Source organism: Nonomuraea sp. NPDC052129 (assembly GCF_040680095.1).
GTDB lineage: Bacteria > Actinomycetota > Actinomycetes > Streptosporangiales > Streptosporangiaceae > Nonomuraea.
Genome location: NZ_JBFAVX010000013.1, coordinates 187,006 through 203,667, shown reverse-complemented (window position 1 = coordinate 203,667; position 16,662 = coordinate 187,006). Strand labels below are relative to the sequence as shown.

The window sequence follows — 16,662 nt, the reverse complement described above, 5'->3', positions numbered from 1 at the left end:
GTAGTCGCGAACGGCCGTTACTCTGGGCGGCAGTGCCATCAGGGTCGACAGGGGTGGACGTCATGGACGCAGGGGATCGGCCGGCGCGGCTGGCCGTGGGCGTGCTGGGCGCGGGCAAGGTGGGTTCGGTGCTCGGTGCCGCACTGGCGCAGGCCGGGCACCATGTGGTCGCCGCAAGCGGGGTCTCCGACGCCTCGCACCGCTGGGCGGCGGAGCGACTCGGCGTACGGCCGACCCGGCCCGAGGAGGTCGTCAAGACGGCTGGGCTGATCCTGCTCACCGTGCCCGACGACGCGCTGCCCGATCTGGTCAACGGTCTGGCGTCGACCGGCGCGGACCTGCAGGGCAAGCTGCTCGTGCACACCAGCGGCGCGTACGGGCTGTCGGTGCTGGAGCCGGCCGCCAGGGCGGGCGCGCTGCCGCTCGCGCTCCATCCGGTGATGACGTTCACCGGGCGGGACGACGACCTCAACCGCATCACCGGCATCTCGTTCGGCGTGACGGCGCCCGACACGCTCAGGCCCATCGCCGAGGCCCTCGTGATCGAGATGGGCGGCGAGCCGGTCTGGATCGCCGACTCCGACCGTGCCCTCTACCACGCGGCCCTGGCCGGGGCGGCCAACCACATGGTCACGCTCATCGCCGAGTCGCAGGAGCTCCTGCGGGGCATCGGCGTGGAGCATCCGGGCATCATGCTCGGCCCGCTGCTCGGCGCGGCGCTCGACAACGTGCTGCGGCTCGGCATCGCCGGACTGACCGGTCCCGTGGTGCGGGGCGACGCGGGCACCGTACGCAAGCATGTCGACGCCCTGATCCTGGCGGCACCCGAGGCGGCCGACGCCTACATCGCCCTCGCTAGGCTCACGGCGGACCGCGCGCTCGCCGCGGGGCTGCTGAAGCCCGAAGAGGCCGAGCGCCTGCTCGACGCGCTCGGAGGCAACATATGGACCTGATCGTCGCCAAGAACCGCACCGACCTGGTCAAAGCGCGCGGCGAGGGGAGCGTCGCGCTGGTGCCCACCATGGGTGCGCTGCACGAGGGTCACCGCTCCCTGATCCGCGAGGCCCGCGTACGCGCCGACCACGTCGTGGTCAGCATCTTCGTCAATCCTCTGCAATTTTCGCCAAACGAGGATTTTTCCCGCTATCCGCGGACGTTCGACGCGGACCTGGAGGCGTGCCGGGCCGAAGGCGTGGACGTCGTCTTCGCCCCGTCGGCCGACGACATGTACCCCGCCGGCCGCCAGGTCAGCGTCCAGTCGGGCGAGATGGGCACGATCGTCGAGGGCGCCGTCCGGCCCGGCCACTTCGACGGTGTGCTCACGGTGGTGCTCAAGCTGTTCAACCTCGTCCAGCCCGACGTGGCGGTCTTCGGGCAGAAGGACGCCCAGCAACTCGCCATGATCCGCAGGATGGTCGCCGACCTCGACCTGCCGATCGACATCGTCGGCGCGCCGACCGTCCGCGAGCCCGACGGTCTGGCGCTGTCGAGCCGCAACCGCTACCTGTCCGCCGACGAGCGGCAGGTCGCCCTGACGCTCTCCAGGGCCCTACGAGCGGGCGCGGCGGAGGCCGTGGCCCTTCCGGAGGGGGCGGCGGAGTCCGTCCCGGCCAGGATTCGCGCGGCGGCGCTGGCCGTGCTCGAGGGCGCGGCTCCCCGGCTCGCGCTCGACTACCTGGTGCTCGTCGATCCGGCCACGTTCGCCGAGGTGAGCGAGTCATACCGGGGCGAGGCGGTGCTGGCGGTGGCCGCCAAAGTCGGCACCACCCGGCTGATCGACAACGCCGTCCTGTCGCTCGATCCGGCCTGACAGAGGCATCGCCACAGCTCTACGCATACCTGGAGGACTGAGCCACCCCCCGGAGGCACCACCTTCGCCCGTGGGTTATCGTCATGTTGACGAAATCGCCTCAATGAGGAGACTCCATGAGTGCACCGGCGATTCCCCTCCGACTGACGGCCCCCGATCCCGGCTGGATCGCCGAGGCGGACGTGGTCGTCGTGGGCTCCGGCATCGCGGGGCTGACCGTGGCCCTGCGCTATGCCGAGCTGGATCCCGCGGCCAAGGTCCTCGTCGTCACCAAGGACGTGCTCTCGTCCGGGTCGACCCGATGGGCCCAGGGCGGGATCGCGGCCGTGCTCGACCCGCGCGACAGTCCCGACGAGCATCTGAGCGACACGCTGATCGCCGGAGTGGGCCTGTGCGACGTGCGGGCCGTACGGACGCTGGTGACCGAGGGACCGGGCGCGCTGCGGCGGCTGATGGAGCGCGGCGCCCGGTTCGACCGGACCCCCGACGGCGAGCTCCAGCTCACCCGGGAAGGCGGTCACCGGCGCGACAGGATCGTGCACGCGGGCGGCGACGCCACCGGAGCCGAGGTGCAGCGGGCGCTGGCCGAGGCGGTCAGGGCGGGCGCGGTGGAGGTCATCGAGCACGCGCTGGTCCTCGACCTCCTGACGGACGCGCGCGGCCGGGCCAGGGGCGTGACGCTGCACGTCATGGGCGAGGGCGCCCGCGACGGCGTGGGCGCGGTGCACGCGCGGGCGGTCGTGCTGGCCACCGGCGGCATGGGGCAGGTGTACGCGTCCACCACGAACCCCGTCGTCTCCACCGGCGACGGCGTCGCGCTCGCGCTCAGGGCGGGGGCCGTGGTGCGTGACATCGAGTTCGTCCAGTTCCATCCCACGGTGCTGTGGCTCGGCGAGGAGTCGACCGGGCAGCAGCCGCTGATCTCCGAGGCGGTCAGGGGCGAGGGCGCCTTCCTGATCGACCACGAGGGCCGCGCGTTCATGAACGGCGTGCACGAGCTGGCCGACCTGGCGCCGCGCGACGTCGTCGCCAAGGCCATCATGCGGACGATGCGCGAGAGCGGGCAGAGCCACGTCTTCCTCGACGGCCGCCACTTCGGCGCCGACCGGTGGAAGACCCGCTTCCCCACGATCTACGCGGTCTGCCGCGAGCACGGCATCGACCCGGCCACCGAGCCCATCCCCGTCGCCCCGGCCGCCCACTACGCCAGCGGCGGGGTCAGGACCGATCTGCACGGCCGTACCTCCATCGAGGGCCTGTACGCGTGCGGCGAGGTCGCCTGCACAGGCGTGCACGGCGCGAACAGGCTCGCGTCCAACTCGCTGCTGGAGGGCCTGGTCTTCGCCGAGCGCATCGCCGCCGACATCCACGCGACGCACGGGGCCGAAGAGCAGCGGGGTCAGGTGCCGGGCGAGGTGGTCGCGAGCCAGTCGGCCACGGGCCTGGCCGACCCGAGGATCCGTACCAAGGTCCAGGCCCGCATGAGCGGGGGAGCGAGCGTGCTGCGCGGCCGCGAGTCGCTCGCGGAGACCGCGCGGGCGCTCCGCGACGCCCGCTGGACCCCGGTCCAGGTCCAGCCGTGCACCGAGTCGTGGGAGGCCACGAACCTGCTGACCGTCGCCACCGTGCTGGTCGGTGCGGCCCGTGCCCGGCTGGAGACCCGCGGCTCGCACTGGCGCGAGGACTTCCCCGACCGAGACGACAATGACTGGCTGGGTCACCTGGACGTGACCCTGACCGAGGAGGGGCCCCAGATGACGTACACGCCGCACGGCGACACCACGCCGCCGCGACTGGCGCAGGAGCTCGCCGCCGCCGGGCTGGATCCGGCGGAGATCGACGCGCTGATCGACCGGGCGCTCGCCGAGGACCTGCAGGAGGCGGGCGACGTGACGAGCCTGGCCACCATTCCGGCGGAGCAGCGCGCGGTCGCGGACGTGGTGGCTCGTAAGGACGGCATCGTCGCCGGGCTGGCCGTGGCCGAGGCGGTGTTCGTCCGGCTGGGCGCGGCCCGTACGGAGCGGCGGGCCAAGGACGGCGAGCGCGTCCGGGCGGGCGACGTACTGATGACCGTGGAGGGCCCGGTCAGGGGCCTGCTGACGGCGGAGCGCACCGCGCTCAACCTGCTCACGCACCTGTCCGGCATCGCGACACTGACCGGCAGGTGGGTCGAGGCGGTCAGCGGCACCCGGGCGAGGGTGCGTGACAGCCGCAAGACGCTGCCCGGACTGCGGGCGCTGGAGAAGTACGCGGTGCGCCGCGGCGGCGGCGTCAACCACCGGATGTCCCTGTCGGACGCGGCGCTGATCAAGGACAATCACGTGGTGGCCGCCGGTGGCGTGGCCGAGGCGTTCCGCGCGGTGAGAGAGCGCTATCCGGAGCTGCCGATCGAGGTGGAGGTGGACCGCATCGACCAGCTCGGCCCGGTGCTCGAAGAAGGCGCCGAAGAGATCCTTCTCGACAACTTCACGGTCGAGGAGACCGCCCAAGCCGTCCACATCGTGAGAAATCGGGCGAAGCTTGAGGCTAGTGGAGGGTTGACCTTGGAATCGGCCCGTGCTGTGGCCGAAACTGGCGTTGACTACCTTGCGGTGGGAGCGCTCACGCACTCGGCGCCGGCCCTCGACATCGCACTGGATCTACGGGGGTAATCGATGCTGCTAACGATCGACGTCGGCAACACGCACACGGTGCTCGGCCTGTTCGAGGGCGAGGAAGTCATCGAGCACTGGCGGTTGGCCACGGACGCCCGCCGCACAGCCGACGAGATCGCGGTCGTGCTCCAGGGGCTGCTCGCCCAGTCTCCATTGCTCAAGGGAGCCGATGTCAGCGGCATAGCGATCTGCTCGACCGTGCCGAGCGTGCTCAACGAGATGCGCGAGATGTGCCGCCGCTACTACGGCGACGTGACCGCGGTGATCGTGGAGCCGGGCATACGTACCGGCGTGCCCGTCCGCATGGACAACCCCAAGGAGGTCGGCAGCGACCGCATCGTCAACGCGCTGGCGGCCATCGACCAGTACGGCGGCCCCTGCGTCATCGTCGACTTCGGCACCGCGACCTCGTTCGACGCGGTGTCGGCCAAGGGCGAGTACATCGGCGCGGTCACCGCGCCCGGCATCGAGATCTCCGTCGACGCCCTGGCGGCGGCGGGTGCCCAGCTGCACAAGGTGGAGCTGGTCAGGCCGCGCTCGGTCATCGCCAAGAACACCGTCGAGGCGCTCCAGGCCGGCATCATCTACGGCTTCGCGGGCCAGGTCGACGGCATCGTCGAGCGGATGACGGCCGAACTGGCCGACGACCCCGACGAGGTGACCGTGGTGGCCACCGGCGGGCACGCGGCGCTGGTGGTGGGCGAGTCGCGTTCGATCGACGTGCACGAGCCGTGGCTGACGCTGATCGGCCTGCGGCTGATCTACAACCGGAACACCACATGAACAAGCGGCCCCCCGCTCGGGTGAGGGGGCCGCTTGCGTTCGTGGACTGTCTCGACCTGGCCGGTTACTCGGACTCGCCGGTGTACAGGTAGCCCCAGCTGCCGCAGTTGCGCGGGTAGGAGCCGTGCAGGTCGATCTGGCAGACCTTCACGCGGAGGCTGGAGACGTCGTCGCTGTCGAAGGAGAAGCGCTTGAAGGCCGGGTAGCCGCAGTACTTCTTGGTGTAGACCGTCGACCAGTTGTCGTCGAAGTCGCTGGCCTGGAACTTCACGTACGCGCACTTGCCGCCCTCGTCGTAGCTGCGGTTGTCCAGGTCCCAGAGCTTGCCCTTGACGGTGATCGTGTTCGACTCGTGGTCGTCGTCGTCCCAATCCACGCTGACCCAGCCGGAGGCCTTGGCCTGGTAGTGCTGCGAGTAAACCGGGCCCCAGGAGTCGGAGTCCGCGGTGCTGGCGCTGGCGGCCGAGGGCAGCGCTAAGGCCAGCGCGCTCGTGGCGGCGACGGCGGCGAGGCCGGTCGCGAGCTTCTTCATCATGATCTCTCCTTGAGCTCCCCCTGGGCCGGCGCCTTGCCGGTTCCCCCCTGAGCTCGATGTGTCATTGGTACGGGAGAGCTCTTGCAGCCACCCTGCAGAGAGGTGACGAGCCCTTGCAGTTCGCCATATCCCCTACTCTTTGATGCTGTGAGCGACGAACTTCCCGAGCAGATGCGCATCCGGAGGGAGAAGCTCGACCGCCTTCGCAGTGAGGGCGTCGATCCTTACCCGGTGACCTTTCCCCGCACGGCGACCAACGCGGAGGTCAGGGAGAAATACCAGGCCCTCGACCCGGACACCGCGACCGGTGACAAGGTCGGCGTCGCGGGCCGCGTCATGCTCAACCGCGTGGGCGGCAAACTCTGCTTCGCCACACTCCGCGACGGCAGCGGCGACCTGCAGGTGATGATCTCGCTCGACAAGGTCGGCGAGGAGTCGCTGGCGGCCTGGAAGCGCGACGTCGACCTGGGCGACCACGTGGGCGTGGAGGGCGAGGTGATCACCTCCCGCCGCGGCGAGCTGTCGATCCTGGCCGACCGCTGGCAGATCACCGCCAAGTGCCTGCGCCCGCTGCCGGAGAAGCACGTCGGCCTCACCGACCCCGAGGCTCGCGTACGCCAGCGCTACGTCGACCTCATCGTCAACGACGAGGCCCGGGAGATGGCCCGCGTCCGCAGCGCCACGGTGCGCGCGGTGCGCGATTTCTGGCACGAGGAGGGCTACCTCGAGGTCGAGACGCCCATGCTGCAGCCGATCCACGGTGGCGCGGCGGCCCGGCCGTTCAAGACCCACATCAACGCGTACAACATGGAGCTCTACCTTCGCATCGCGATCGAGCTCTACCTGAAGCGGCTCGTGGTCGGCGGCATCGAGAAGGTCTTCGAGATCAACCGCAACTTCCGCAACGAGGGCGCGGACTCCACGCACAACCCCGAGTTCACCATGATCGAGGCGTACGGCACCTACCTCGACTACAACGACATGGCCGACCTGACCCAGCGGATGTACCAGAAGGCCGTCGTGGCCGCCCTGGGCACCTCTGTGGTCGTCCACGACGGCGTCGAGGTGGACCTGGGCATCCCCGAGTGGCCGCGCATCACGCTGTACGGGGCGGTGTCCGAGGCGCTCGGCGAGGAGATCACCACCGAGACCCCGCTGGAGCAGGTCCGGAAGCTCGCCGACGGGCGCGAGATCCACTGGGACCCGAAGTGGGGCCAGGGCAAGCTCGTCCAGGAGATCTTCGAGGCCCTCGTCGAGCACACGCTCATCCAGCCGACGTTCGTCATGGACTACCCGCTGGAGACCTCCCCGCTGACCCGCCAGCACCGCGACAACCCGCTGCTGACCGAGAAGTGGGACCTCATCGGGTTCGGCACCGAGCTGGGCACCGCCTACTCCGAGCTCGTCGACCCGGTCGAGCAGCGCCGGCGCCTGGTGGAGCAGTCGCTGCTGGCCGCCGGGGGCGACCCGGAGGCCATGCAGCTCGACGAGGACTTCTTGCAGGCGCTGGAGTACGCCATGCCGCCCACGGGTGGCATGGGGGCCGGGATCGACCGGATGATCATGGCCTTCACCGGCAAGAGCATCCGTGAAACGATCTTGTTCCCGCTGGTCAAGCCGACCCACTGACCCGCCTGTCACCGAAGGGTGTCGGCCCGGCTCCCACGCCGGGCCGTAGCGGCCGCTGTCGGGTTGACAGCGGCCCGATCTCCTGCGGCGAGTAGGAGAACGCGGGCGGCGACGTTCGCCAGCCCCTTAACGCGGGGAGCGGACATCTCCCGGCCGCCTGCGCCGAGTGGCCTCTCCCTCTGGCGCATGAACCGTTCATGGTCTTTGGCGGGCGCTGCCGACCCGACCGCGCGGGGGTACAAAAGAGTGCCCCAAGCAGCAACATTTCCGATATTTCGCATATAGAATGCGAATAGCGTTCGCGTTCCACGGATTCGGTGCCCAGCACGTCCGCGGAGCTCATGGGGAGGGGAGCTGGAGCCGTTGTAAGGGCGGCTGTGATCCCTCATCGGGCCCCGAAGTGTGCCGACATATGGCGAGTACTTCACATACAACGGATCATGTCAATGGCGATGGTCAGAGGGCGGTATTCGCTGGCTTGACGACCTTTCCAGAATGCGTTTACCGTCTGCGAGACGAGCTGCAGCTCTGCTCGGACATGGACGTCTCGAGTTCTGCTGTTGGGGGGAGGGCTCCCGATGTATGTGCTCACTGAGAGCGTCGAGCTTAGCCACGCGGATCTGGCGTTGCTGGCGGAGCTTGCCAAGGGGGTCACGGTTGATCGGGTTGGCAGGCGACTGGATATCAGCGGGCGCACGGTACGCCGGAGACTTCGGGGTATCTGCGACCGCATCGGCGTCGCCACCGCGATCGAGGCCGTGGCCTGGGCCGCCCGCCGCCAGCTCATCTGACCGCTCGACCGGCCCAGCCGCCCGGGCCCCGGCTGTCAGAGTGCTTGTCGTGGTGTCCGGAGGTCAGTCGGCGATGCGTACGGCGCCCGCGAACGGACGGCGGGCGATGGACGCGATGCGTACGACGTCGCCGGTCTGCGGCGCGTGGACCATCATGCCGCCGCCGATGTAGATGCCGACGTGGTGCAGGTCGCCATAGAAGAAGACCAGGTCGCCGACGCGCAGCTCCTCCTTGGAGATGTGCCGTCCGGCCGTCCACTGGTCGCCCGTGTAGTGCGGCAGTGAGATCCCCACCCGCTGGTAGGCCGCCATCACCAGGCCGGAGCAGTCGTACGAGGTCGGCCCCTCGGCGCCCCAGACGTACGGCTTGAGCTGCTGCGTGAGCGCCCACCTGGCGGCCGTGGCCGCCTTGCCGGCGCCGATGACCGGCAGGTCGACCCGCGTGGCCCGGGTGCCGGGACGGCCCGCCTCGCCGATCGCCCGCTTGAAGAGGCTGCTCTCGACCTTGGTCACGAGCTTGGTGATCTTGTCGCGCTTGGTGCCGAGGCCCTCGACGATCTTCTCGACCTCGTCGATGCGCGTCTTGGCGCTGGCCCTGGCCTGCTCGGCGGCCTGCCTGGCCGTGGTCACCTGGTTGACCTCGAAGCCCTGCTGCTGCTCCAGCGCGTAGGTGGTGGCCGCCCGGTCGAGGAAGCTCTCGGGGTCGTCGGAGGTGCCGAATGCCAGCGCCTGGCCGAAGCCGCCGTTGATGTAGGCGTTCTGGGCCAGCAGCGCGGCCTTGGCGCGCTTGGCGGCCAGATCGGCCTCACTGGTGGACAGCGTCTTCTTGGCCGCCTCAGCCGACTTCTTGGCGGTCTTGAGCTTCTCCCGCTGGCCGTTGAACTCCTCGCTGAGCGTCTCGATCTGCGTGTGGAGCTCCTCGGCCTGCTTGGACAGGTCCTTCAGCGAGGGCTTGGGATCGGCGACGGCGGAGCCGACGGGTACGGCGAAGAGGAGGGTGGCGATGGTCGCCGCGATGACACCCAATCGGGTGGGGATCTTCCGGAACTCCGGAGGGCGAGCGTGAGCGCCCGCCGGCTTCCCCTCGCGATCGCGGGTCTGCTTCACCAACCAGCTCCTCTCATCGGCGCCTACCGGGTTAGCTGACGGGTTCGGGCCGGAGCAGCCCTACCGAACGACTCGCTCGGATTCACCCCATGGGTGGTGGCGTCGGGATGAGGTCGCCACCGGCGGGTCCCCGGCTCCCCTTACGGGGATTGGGCGCGTCTCCACGCTGGCTCGCGTGGGTGACATCGTCGCTGGACACTAGTGCACTCCGGGTTCGTGCTCAACCAGAACTGCCAAGTCTGTAGAGGTTTCGCAACCGAAGGGTCACGAGGTGGTCTCGTGCCTGCCGGTGCTGAACAAACTTTATGTCCTTTTTGCACCAAGTTCGTCAAGACATGGAAGCCTATCGGCCAACGGGATCCCGCATCGTGCTCGATCAACCACGAGATGTCATGAGATGGGAGAGACGTCAGAGTTAGGGGGAGGCCGTAATCGGATCTGTACGCTGGAGACCCATGGAGCAGGTCGCCGAAGTGACAGTCCCGGACACGGAAGTCGTCGTCCGGCGTGCCCGCACGCCGGATGTCAGGACGATCCGTCTCCTGGTCGACACCTACGCGGGCGCCGGGCCCCGGCTTCTGGAGAAGGCCACTGTCACTCTGTACGAGGACGTGCAGGAGTTCTGGATCGCCGAGCGCGGCGGCCAAGTGGTCGGCTGTGGCGCGCTGCATGTGCTTTGGGAGGATCTCGCGGAGATTCGCACGGTGGCCGTTGATCCGGAGTTCCGAGGCTTCGGAATCGGGCACCGGATCGTCTCTTCCTTGATCAATACGGCCCGGGAACTCGGCCTGCGCCGGGTTTTCTGTCTGACTTTTGAGGTGGATTTTTTCGCGAGGCATGGATTCCGCCCCGTACAGGGCACCCCGGTCTCACCCGAGGTCTATGCGGAGCTGCTGGCCTCGTACGACGAGGGTGTCGCCGAGTTCCTCGACCTCGAACACGTCAAGCCCAACACCCTGGGGAACACCCGCATGCTTCTCCACCTGACATCGGGTGACGCGGACCTTGACTAATGGGAAAGGTGATTGTTGATACCTATGTCGATACGTTGGGCAGCACAGGCATGTGTCCTGACACGTGCCACATGCGCACTCGAAGCGAGGTGACACGGTGAGCACCGGACAGCCGCCGTATCCACAGGACGAATCCGGCGAGAACTCTGCGCCTGGCGGATCTGAATACGGACATCACAACGCGGGCCGTCCCTATGGCGAGCCCGACCCGGATGCGACGGTCGTTGGCTACCGGGCGGACGACGCCTACGGCCAGCAACCCAACTACGGGCAACAGCAGCCGGGCTACGGCCAACAGCCGCAGTACGGTCAGCAGCAGCCAGGCTACGGCCAGCAGCCGCAGCAACCGCAGTACGGACAACAGCCGCAGTACGGGCAGCAGCCCGGCTACGGCCAGCAACCGGAATACGGCCAGCAGCCCGGATACGGCCAGCAGCCCGGATACGGTCAGCAACCCGGATACGGTCAGCAGCAGGCTTCGGGTCAGCAACCCGAGTACGGCCAGCCCAACTACGGTCAGCAGCCGCAATCGCAACCCGGTTACGGTCAGCAACCGCAATCCCAGCCTGGTTACGGCCAGCAGCCCGGTTACGGGCAGCAGCAGCCGTCCCAGCCGGGCTACGGTCAGCAGCAGCCGTCGCAACCCGGCTACGGCCAGCAGCAGTACGGCCAGCAGCCCCCGTCGGGCCAGCAGCCCGGCTATGGGCAGCAACCCGGTTACGGCCAGCAGCCCGGTTACGGGCAGCAGCAGCCGTCGCAACCCGGCTACGGTCAGCAGCAGTACGGCCAGCCGGACTACGGCCAGCAGCAGCAGTACGGTCAGCCTGGCTACGGTCAGCAGCCCCAGTACGGCCAGCAGCCCGGCTACGGGCAGCCGCAGCCACATGGGGTGCAACCGCCCGGCGCCCCGGCCCCGCTCGCCGAGTGGTGGCAGCGGCTCGTGGCGAGGATCATCGACGGTGTCATCTTCGGCATCGCGAACTGGGTGATCGGTCTCGTTTTCGGGGCCATCCTGCTCGTCGGCTACAACTCCGCGACCGGCACGACGACCGGCTTCCTGGGCTACCCCGCCTACAACGCCATCATCGCCGTCGTGATGACGGCGGTGTACGTCGCCTACGAGTTCTTCATGACCAAGATGAGCGGCCAGACGGTCGGCAAGATGGTCATGGGGATCAAGATCGTGCCGACGGGCACCATGCTGCCTCCGGGCGGCCTGCCTAACGACGTGGCACTCAAGCGGGCCGGTGGCACCTGGGGTGGATACATCCTCGGCATCATCCCGTGGGTCGGGGCGCTGCTCGGCGGGATCGCCGTCGCGCTGAACGGTGCCTCCCAGCTCTGGGACAAGCCGCTGCAGCAGACGTTCGCCGACAAGTTCAGCAACACGGTGGTAGTGAAGATCAAGTAGTCTTCGCGGACGCGAAACAGAGGCTGGCCACCGGTCAGCCTCTGTTTTGTATGTGCGGGCGGCAGCAAAATGGGTAGCGGTCGGTTCGCCGAAGGGGCGAGGTGGGTTATGACCGGGTTGCCGCCGTGGAGTGACGCCGTCCCCGCGGAATGGTGGGAACGCCTGGCCGCCCGGCTCATTGAAGCCCTCGTCTTCGGTGTCTTCTATTACATTCTGTTCGTCGCGCTGTGGGGCGGCTTCCGAACTGTCGGGTTGCTGGAGACGTTCGACGGCCGGTTGCCCGGCGTGTTCGCCTGGCTGCTCGGTGGGCTGGGATATACGGTCTATGACTGGGCCGCGCATTCCATGAGCGGCCGTACGTTCGGCAAGGCGATCATGAAGATTCGCCTCGAACCGAGCGGCCTTCGGCGCGGTGCTCTGCTGAAACGGGCCCTGGTCTATCCGGGAGCGGCGATGGTCATGGGCATTCCGGTGCTCAATGTGCTGGCCGGAATCTTCGTCTTCGGCGTCGGGATCCTCATCTTGATCGACAAGCCGCTGCAGCGTGGGCCGCACGACCGGCTCGCCGGAACGCGGGTGATCAAAGATCTCCGCTGAGCCTTGTGGGCCTGGACAGAAGTCTTTCCGCAAAATTTTCGCTTGATCCGGTAAGGAGCCTGGAGAGACTGGCATTAGGCTATGGGGCGTCCGGGTTGCCGGATGTTGGCGCACATGGCACATGGACGGCATCCATGTACCACTATGGTCAGGTGCGGGCGGTTGTCCACCTCGTGAGGCATGAGGGGCGCTCATGCCCAGGCCGCTTGTGGATAAAGCGCCCATCGAAACCCCCGTCCGCTGTGGAGGCGAGGACGAATGCAGGCCCTTACCGACGTATTGTCAGCGCTGATCCCGCCGGTGGTGGTGGGCGCCGCCTTCATCTTTGGCGTAGTGAAGTTGGTCCGATCCGAGGCCGCCGGACGCCGTCCAAACCCCCAGGATCAGGCCGAGAACCACAACTGAGCCGCCGCTCAGCAGAATCTCTGTAGCGCTGAATTGTCTCCGCGCCTTTCCGGGTATATGTTTGCCCTGGCGAATGAAACAATGCTCCGCGAAAGGATTGCGTAGATGGCCAAGCAGATCCAGGAGATTCTCATCGATGACCTCGATGGGGGCGAGGCCAATGAGACGGTCAGCTTCGCTATTGACGGCTCCTCCTATGAGATTGACCTGAGCGACCTTAACGCCAAGAAGCTGAGGGACGCGCTCACGCCTTTCGTACAGCACGCTCGTCGGTCCGGTGCCGTGACCACGCGTCGGCGCGGTCGCGGCGGGCAGCGTGCGATGAGCCGCGAGAAGAGCTCGGAGATCCGGCAGTGGGCCAAGGCTCACGGTCTGCCGGTGAGCGAGCGTGGCCGAATCGCCTCTACCGTGGTGGAGAAGTACGAACAAGCTCACTAGAGAGCCATCTCCTGACCATGCGCTTATGCCGCTCGCCTAAGAACCCCGGCGAACGCCATAAGCGCATGATCATTTATAGCCGCTTCTCAAATGGTGGACGGTTCGTGACGGCGATCTTCTAATCGCCCATATGTGATCATTTTGGGCTGCCCGCTCGGTCGATTCCGGGCGGTTTTCTGGCATGGTGCGTTCCAGCCCCGGTGTGGGCAACCCGGTGCGGCGACGGTCTGGATCGGTAACGGCCACGGCCCGGATCGGTAACCTCGCTGACCGGACCGGCGATTTCGCGGCGCGCGCGTGCCGTGCCGGGATCGGGATTTCACGGCCTGTCGGGTGCCGTGGCAGGATCGAGATTCCGCGACCCGCGGGTGCCGGACCACGATCGATTGGCGGCGGGCGCGCTTCCTTACATAGGATGTTTGCGTATGGCTCGCGGATGAGGCATCGGCGATGCGCGGGCGGGCCCTCTCCCCGGCAGTGCCCGCAAGCCGATCCATGTTGATCTGCCGGCGCCGTGGCGACCAATTCCAGGCGCTTCACGGAAGCCACCTAAACATCGTTCGCTTGCGGCGTATCGGGAACACGTAACCCCCGATCGGTAGTTGGATAGAGGGTGAACGCCCTGCTCCCGGGGAACGTCTCTGCTATAGAGCGTGTCAGTGGCAGTGGGCACGGTTCGCCGAGCCAGGGCTAGCATGCGGGATGACGGGACCGGATTTACCGGCCTGACTGACCGCTCTGTGAGGAGCGACGAGATGTTCGAGAGGTTCACCGACCGAGCAAGGCGGGTTGTCGTCTTGGCCCAAGAAGAGGCCAGGATGCTCAACCACAACTACATCGGCACTGAGCACATTCTTCTTGGTTTGATCCATGAAGGTGAGGGCGTAGCCGCCAAGGCTCTGGAGAGCCTGGGCATCAGCCTTGAAGGAGTGCGTCAGCAGGTCGAGGAGATCATCGGCCAGGGCCAGTCGGCTCCGTCGGGGCACATTCCGTTCACCCCGCGGGCCAAGAAGGTTCTTGAGCTGTCGCTCCGTGAGGCTTTGCAGCTGGGTCACAACTACATCGGCACCGAGCACATCCTGCTCGGGCTCATCCGTGAGGGTGAGGGTGTGGCCGCCCAGGTGCTGGTCAAGCTTGGAGCCGATCTCAACCGTGTCAGGCAGCAGGTCATCCAGTTGCTCCACGGTTACCAGGGCAAGGAGCCGGCCGCCGCGGGCGGCCCGCAGGAGTCGGCCCCGTCGACCTCCCTGGTGCTCGACCAGTTCGGCCGCAACCTGACCCAGGCCGCCCGTGAGGGCAAGCTGGATCCGGTCATCGGCCGTGAGAAGGAGATCGAGCGGGTCATGCAGGTCCTCTCCCGGAGGACCAAGAACAACCCGGTTCTGATCGGCGAGCCCGGCGTCGGCAAGACCGCCGTCGTCGAGGGCCTGTCACAGAAGATCGTCAGGGGCGAGGTGCCCGAGACGCTGAAGGACAAGCAGCTCTACACCCTTGACCTCGGCGCTCTGGTGGCGGGCTCGCGCTACCGCGGCGACTTCGAAGAGCGCCTGAAGAAGGTGCTCAAGGAGATCCGCACGCGCGGCGACATCATCCTGTTCATCGACGAGCTGCACACGCTCGTCGGCGCGGGCGCGGCCGAGGGCGCGATCGACGCCGCCAGCATCCTCAAGCCGATGCTGGCGCGTGGCGAGCTGCAGACCATCGGTGCCACGACCCTCGACGAATACCGCAAATACCTGGAGAAGGACGCCGCTCTGGAGCGGCGCTTCCAGCCGATCCAGGTGGCCGAGCCCTCGCTCAGCCACACGATCGAGATCCTCAAGGGTCTGCGCGACCGCTACGAGGCGCACCACCGGGTGTCCATCACCGATGGCGCGCTGGTGGCCGCCGCGCAGCTGGCCGATCGCTACATCAGCGACCGCTACCTGCCCGACAAGGCGATCGACCTCATCGACGAGGCCGGTTCGCGGATGCGCATCCGCCGGATGACCGCTCCGCCGGACCTGCGCGAGTACGACGAGAAGATCGCCAACGTCCGCAGGGACAAGGAGTCCGCGATCGACGCGCAGGACTTCGAGAAGGCGGCCGCGCTCCGTGATCAGGAGAAGCAGCTCCAGCTCAAGCGCGAGCGGCGCGAGAAGGAGTGGAAGGCCGGCGACATGGACGTCGTGGCCGAGGTCACCGAGGAGCTCATCGCCGAGGTCCTGGCCACGGCCACCGGCATCCCGGTCTTCAAGCTGACCGAGGAGGAGTCGCAGCGCCTGCTCCGCATGGAGGACGAGCTGCACAAGCGGATCATCGGTCAGGACGACGCCATCAAGGGCCTGTCCAGGTCGATCCGGCGCACCCGCGCCGGGCTGAAGGACCCGCGCCGTCCCGGTGGCTCGTTCATCTTCGCCGGCCCGTCCGGTGTCGGTAAGACCGAGCTGTCCAAGGCGCTGGCGGAGTTCCTCTTCGGTGACGAAGACGCGCTGATCAGCCTGGACATGTCGGAGTTCATGGAGAAGCACACCGTCTCCCGGCTGTTCGGCTCGCCTCCCGGCTACGTCGGCTACGAGGAGGGCGGCCAGCTCACCGAGAAGGTGCGGCGCAAGCCGTTCTCCGTGGTCCTGTTCGACGAGATCGAGAAGGCCCACCCCGACATCTTCAACTCGCTGCTGCAGATCCTGGAAGACGGTCGCCTGACCGACGCCCAGGGCCGGGTGGTCGACTTCAAGAACACGGTCATCATCATGACGACCAACCTCGGCACCCGCGACATCTCCAAGGGCATCGGGGTCGGGTTCGCCAAGTCCAACGACGCCGACTCCAACTACGAGCGGATGAAGGCCAAGGTCCAGGAGGAGCTCAAGCAGCACTTCCGGCCCGAGTTCCTCAACCGTGTCGACGACATCGTGGTCTTCCACCAGCTGACGCCGGCGGAGATCATCCTGATCGTGGACCTGATGCTCGCTCAGGTCGACGCCCGGATGAAGGACCGCGACATGGGGCTCGACGTCTCGCCCGAGGCCAAGCAGCTGCTGGCCGACCGTGGTTACGACCCGGTCATGGGTGCCCGGCCGCTGCGCCGGACCATCCAGCGCGAGCTCGAGGACTCGCTGTCGGAGAAGATCCTGTACGGCGAGCTCCGTCCGGGGCAGATCGTCAAGGTCACGATCGAGGGCGAAGGCGACAACGCGAAGTTCATCTTCACCGGTGAGGACGCGTCGTCCAGCCAGGTCCCCGACTCGGCCGCGGCGATCGCGGCGCCGATCAAGAACTGACGGCGCCCAAGTTCGACCCAGTAACCCCCGTGTGAGGGATCACACGGGGGTTACGTCGTTTTCTGCGTCGTTGCCGAATTTTTGGAAACCTGGGTACACCGCCACCGGGAGTAGTACTACACTGCGTAGAGCAATGCCAAGTCTCGCCCAAGTCGTCCCCAAGGCGGCGTTTTCAGGGTGAGGGCTGCTCCCTGGGGAGTACTAGGGAATCAACTCAGGGCGGACG

Annotated in this window: 14 protein-coding genes and 1 riboswitch; of the genes, 11 read left to right on the top strand and 3 right to left on the bottom strand. The window is 67.5% G+C overall.

The genetic code is table 11. The features are described from left to right. The first annotated feature begins 62 nt into the window (after positions 1–62). From AB0L53_RS28030 to AB0L53_RS28015, 4 genes are all read left to right on the top strand, one after another. Entirely contained in the window at positions 63–953 is an 891-nt protein-coding gene (locus AB0L53_RS28030; RefSeq protein WP_357938799.1) for a DUF2520 domain-containing protein, read from the top strand. Next, positions 944–1,810: a pantoate--beta-alanine ligase gene (panC, locus tag AB0L53_RS28025; RefSeq protein WP_363999659.1), complete on the top strand. Its 867-nt coding sequence runs from the start codon at positions 944–946 to the stop codon at positions 1,808–1,810. Before AB0L53_RS28030 ends, panC begins: the two co-directional genes overlap by 10 nt. 116 nt (positions 1,811–1,926) lie before the next feature. Further along, positions 1,927–4,461 carry an L-aspartate oxidase gene (locus AB0L53_RS28020; protein WP_363999656.1) on the top strand — a complete coding sequence of 845 codons (2,535 nt, stop codon included), beginning with the start codon at positions 1,927–1,929 and terminating at the stop codon, positions 4,459–4,461. A gap of 3 nt (positions 4,462–4,464) precedes the next feature. Continuing rightward, positions 4,465–5,247 carry a type III pantothenate kinase gene (locus AB0L53_RS28015; protein ID WP_357938804.1) on the top strand — a complete coding sequence of 261 codons (783 nt, stop codon included), beginning with the start codon at positions 4,465–4,467 and terminating at the stop codon, positions 5,245–5,247. A gap of 64 nt (positions 5,248–5,311) precedes the next feature. Here the strand turns inward: AB0L53_RS28015 and AB0L53_RS28010 are convergent, their stop codons facing one another. Next, complete coding sequence (locus AB0L53_RS28010) at positions 5,312–5,782, bottom strand: hypothetical protein (RefSeq protein WP_363999652.1); 471 nt, start codon at positions 5,780–5,782, stop codon at positions 5,312–5,314. Positions 5,783–5,929: 147 nt separating this feature from the next. On the opposite strand from AB0L53_RS28010, the gene lysX reads away from it, so the two are divergent. Together lysX and AB0L53_RS28000 are read left to right on the top strand one after the other, a co-directional pair. Continuing rightward, positions 5,930–7,411 (top strand): bifunctional lysylphosphatidylglycerol synthetase/lysine--tRNA ligase LysX, encoded by a 1,482-nt coding sequence (gene lysX, locus AB0L53_RS28005; RefSeq protein WP_357938808.1) that lies wholly within the window; start codon positions 5,930–5,932, stop codon positions 7,409–7,411. Between the two features lie 578 nt (positions 7,412–7,989). Further along, complete coding sequence (locus tag AB0L53_RS28000; protein WP_357653940.1) at positions 7,990–8,202, top strand: LuxR C-terminal-related transcriptional regulator; 213 nt, start codon at positions 7,990–7,992, stop codon at positions 8,200–8,202. Between the two features lie 63 nt (positions 8,203–8,265). On the opposite strand, the gene AB0L53_RS27995 is transcribed toward AB0L53_RS28000, so the two are convergent. After that, positions 8,266–9,309: a C40 family peptidase gene (locus AB0L53_RS27995; RefSeq protein ID WP_363999647.1), complete on the bottom strand. Its 1,044-nt coding sequence runs from the start codon at positions 9,307–9,309 to the stop codon at positions 8,266–8,268. 5 nt (positions 9,310–9,314) lie between these two features. Next, positions 9,315–9,475: riboswitch (cyclic di-AMP (ydaO/yuaA leader) on the bottom strand. Between the two features lie 289 nt (positions 9,476–9,764). Between AB0L53_RS27995 and AB0L53_RS27990 the strand changes: the two genes are divergently transcribed. Then, the gene (locus AB0L53_RS27990; protein ID WP_363999644.1) at positions 9,765–10,322 is read left to right on the top strand and encodes an amino-acid N-acetyltransferase; all 558 of its coding nucleotides are present in this window, start codon (positions 9,765–9,767) and stop codon (positions 10,320–10,322) included. 22 nt (positions 10,323–10,344) lie between these two features. Here AB0L53_RS27990 and AB0L53_RS27985 read toward each other — a convergent pair whose 3' ends face one another. Further along, positions 10,345–11,208 (bottom strand): hypothetical protein, encoded by an 864-nt coding sequence (locus AB0L53_RS27985; protein WP_363999641.1) that lies wholly within the window; start codon positions 11,206–11,208, stop codon positions 10,345–10,347. Positions 11,209–11,211: 3 nt separating this feature from the next. Here AB0L53_RS27985 and AB0L53_RS27980 point away from each other — a divergent pair, with 3 nt between their 5' ends. The 4 genes from AB0L53_RS27980 (at position 11,212) to AB0L53_RS27965 (ending at position 16,436) form a co-directional block, all read left to right on the top strand. Beyond that, positions 11,212–11,733, top strand: a complete 522-nt coding sequence (locus AB0L53_RS27980) for an RDD family protein (protein WP_363999638.1) — start codon at positions 11,212–11,214, stop codon at positions 11,731–11,733. 108 nt (positions 11,734–11,841) lie between these two features. Continuing rightward, the gene (locus tag AB0L53_RS27975; protein ID WP_358533533.1) at positions 11,842–12,330 is read left to right on the top strand and encodes an RDD family protein; all 489 of its coding nucleotides are present in this window, start codon (positions 11,842–11,844) and stop codon (positions 12,328–12,330) included. Positions 12,331–12,840: 510 nt separating this feature from the next. Then, positions 12,841–13,173, top strand: coding sequence for an Lsr2 family protein (locus tag AB0L53_RS27970; protein ID WP_357653944.1), 333 nt, complete (start codon positions 12,841–12,843; stop codon positions 13,171–13,173). A gap of 755 nt (positions 13,174–13,928) precedes the next feature. Continuing rightward, entirely contained in the window at positions 13,929–16,436 is a 2,508-nt protein-coding gene (locus AB0L53_RS27965) for an ATP-dependent Clp protease ATP-binding subunit (protein ID WP_358533530.1), read from the top strand. Positions 16,437–16,662: the final 226 nt, after the last annotated feature.